We start from the raw sequence: 1507 nt of genomic DNA on the forward strand, positions 1-1507 counted from the left end.
GGCAGGGGAAAGCTCGGCAGCCGCGAGCTGACCGCCGGATCGGATGTCGACCTGATCCTGCTTTACGACCACGCGCCGGACGCCGAGGAGTCCGATGGCGACAAGCCGCTGGCGCCTTCGCATTACTACACCCGCATGACGCAGCGGCTGATCGCGGCTGTGTCGGCGCCGACGGCGGAGGGCGTGCTCTACGAACTCGACCTGCGCCTGCGGCCATCAGGCAACAAGGGTCCTGTGGCGACCCATATCGATGCCTTCAAGAAATACCAGCGCCAGGAAGCCTGGACCTGGGAGCACATGGCGTTGGCACGCGCGCGCGCCATAGCTGGCGACGCCAGCCTGTGCAGTGAGGTTGAAGCGGAAGTGGCGGCGGTGCTTGGTCAGCCGCGCGACGCCGCAAAGGTGATGGCCGAGGCCTCGGAGATGCGCGCCATGATCGAAAAGGAAAAGCCGCCGCGCGACCTGTGGGACATCAAGCTGATCCCCGGCGGCCTCATCGATCTCGAATTCATCGCCCAAGTCGCTGTCATCACCGGGCAGGTAGGCGCCGGGCCGCGCGTTACCGGTACCGCCGAAATCCTTTCGCGCCTGTCACCGGGCTTCGCCAATGCCGGGGCGAGGCAGGAGCTTTTCGACGCCTATGCGCTCTATCTGGCGCTGACCCAGATGACGCGGCTGTGCCTTACCGGAGCCTTCGAGCGCGACGACGTTCCGCCGGGGCTTTCGGATCTGCTTCTGGCGGTGACCGACCTGCCGGATTTCGGTGTGCTGGAAGCACACCTCAAGGAGACGTCGCAGAAGGTCAGGAAAGACTTCCACCTTTTGCTTCGTACGGGATGACCGGGAAGCGATCGTCCCTTGGAATCGGGGACGTTTCGTGGTCCTCCAGTCTCATGCAGCTACTCTGTTCGCCGAATCTGCTGCAGCGCCCGGCTTGCGTGAGACTGCAAAATCCGGTCGCGCAGATAGGCATAGAAACGCGGCGGCAGCATGCCATAGTCGAATCGGGACGGTTTGCTCCCCGCGATAGGCCTGAGATCGGGACCCGGCCAGAGGAAATGATTGGTTTCGGTGACGACGATCCATGATGGCGTGTCATCGAGGCCGAGATAGGCTTTGAGGGGCGCAGGTATTTCTACTGCATCGGCAGGATCAGCTGGTGGCGAGTGTGTGACCGGAACGACCGTTATGACTTCACGGCCCTCCACGACCCGGCGCGCGGCGACAATGGCGCATGGTCGGTTTTTGCGACCTTCTTCGGCACCCTTTTCGTGTTCTCTCACCCAGAGGTAAGAATAGGAAATCACCAGACCCGGGATAGGTTTGGGTAGGCTCACGGTGTCCAGTCTTTGAGCATTGCATCAAGCCCGGCATATTCGCTCGATACGGCGCTTTCGGCGATGGCGTTAAGCGTCTCGTCGTCCAGCTCTTCCACAGGACGGGCGACCCGTCCCTTGACCAAGACCTCGAACATCGCCGCCGACAGGAGTACCGTGTGGGTCCGGCC

1 protein-coding gene and 1 pseudogene are annotated in these 1507 nt (G+C 62.6%); one reads left to right on the forward strand and one right to left on the reverse strand.

Translation table 11 applies throughout. From position 1 onward, the window contains the following. Positions 1-840: pseudogene (locus tag EN914_RS35200) on the forward strand (bifunctional [glutamine synthetase] adenylyltransferase/[glutamine synthetase]-adenylyl-L-tyrosine phosphorylase); the annotation flags it as partial. Between the two features lie 59 nt (positions 841-899). Here EN914_RS35200 and EN914_RS35205 read toward each other — a convergent pair. Further along, the gene (locus EN914_RS35205; protein WP_032899661.1) at positions 900-1337 is read right to left on the reverse strand and encodes a type II toxin-antitoxin system PemK/MazF family toxin; all 438 of its coding nucleotides are present in this window, start codon (positions 1335-1337) and stop codon (positions 900-902) included. Positions 1338-1507: the final 170 nt, after the last annotated feature.

Source organism: Mesorhizobium sp. M7A.F.Ca.CA.001.08.2.1, from assembly GCF_003998455.1.
GTDB lineage: Bacteria > Pseudomonadota > Alphaproteobacteria > Rhizobiales > Rhizobiaceae > Mesorhizobium > Mesorhizobium ciceri.